This window comes from Xenophilus sp. Marseille-Q4582, from assembly GCF_916700565.1.
In the GTDB taxonomy this organism is placed as follows: Bacteria; Pseudomonadota; Gammaproteobacteria; order Burkholderiales; family Burkholderiaceae_C; genus Xenophilus.
In genome coordinates this window covers 1-1,016 of the sequence record NZ_CAKAKO010000013.1, presented here as the reverse complement: position 1 = coordinate 1,016, position 1,016 = coordinate 1, and the positions used below count along the sequence as shown (strand labels likewise).

The window sequence follows — 1,016 nt, the reverse complement described above, 5'->3', positions numbered from 1 at the left end:
TGCGGCCGGCACATCGCCGTAGCCGAGGGCCATGCGACACCACTTCGCGGCATGTACCGCGCCGAGCACCAAGAGGCACGCGAGGCCGACAGAGCCGACCGCTCCGGCCGCAAGGGCGATGTCCGAGAGCAAAGGGGAAACTTCAACAGCCATGCGGGGCCTCAGTGCAAAGTTGACGACTCGGGGAGCCAGGAAAACGGGCCGGCCGCGTCAATGCGCCGTGGCGTGGTCCGCACTCGGATAAAAGATGCATGGCCGCCGCCAGTGAGCGCCCATTCGGATGCGAGGTGTTCGCCTGTCTCAGCATTGAGATAGCCGCCTCCCGGCGCAGGTCGAAAACGGTCGTTGACCGAAGCATTGCCCTGCACATACGCAGGCCACAGGCACCAGCGCCGAATAGCAGCGCCCACAGCGTCAAGGCCTCCGCAGCCATGAATGCGTGCTCCACGGGGGAACCCTCCTACGGTCTTGCTTTCGACCTTGCTGGCGTACTTCATGAGGTAGGCGACAGGAGCCGTCGCCTTGAGGGTGTTGGTCATGCCGTGCGGCCACCAGCCCTTTTTGTCGGCACGCGGCATCCGCACGCCAGGCGGCAGGAAGAACACCGCGTGGTAATGGATCACGCCCCGCTGCTGGAGCTCGGCCACCCACACGTAACGCAGCCTCTCGCCGGGGCAACGGCCCTTGAACCACTGGCGCACCTTGCGGATGTAGTCGCTGACGTGCCGGGGTTGCCAATCGGCGTTCGTGCCGGCGTAGGTCAGGGTGACCATCACGTTGTTGTGCCCTGCCCCCTCGGAAAGGTTCAGGTGGCATTTGCTGCCGACGCCAACCGCCTTGCGCAGGCGCGAGACGCGCGCCGCGTGCTTGTCGATGGTGATGCACTCGGCGGACCACCGGAAGGCAGTCGGCAACCCCGCAAAACCACTTGTTGATACTGAGACAAGCCCGCGCGCTGCGCGCGCTTCCAGCGCCTGCCAGTCGGCCGCGAATTGACGCTGCGCCGACGCGCGCAG

General features: G+C 65.8%; 1 protein-coding gene. It reads right to left on the bottom strand.

What is annotated here, in order from left to right; translation table 11 throughout:
* Nucleotides 1–161: 161 nt before the first annotated feature.
* A partial coding sequence (locus tag LG388_RS26600; RefSeq protein ID WP_225785547.1) for an inovirus Gp2 family protein occupies nucleotides 162–1,016 on the bottom strand: 855 nt, incomplete at its 5' end.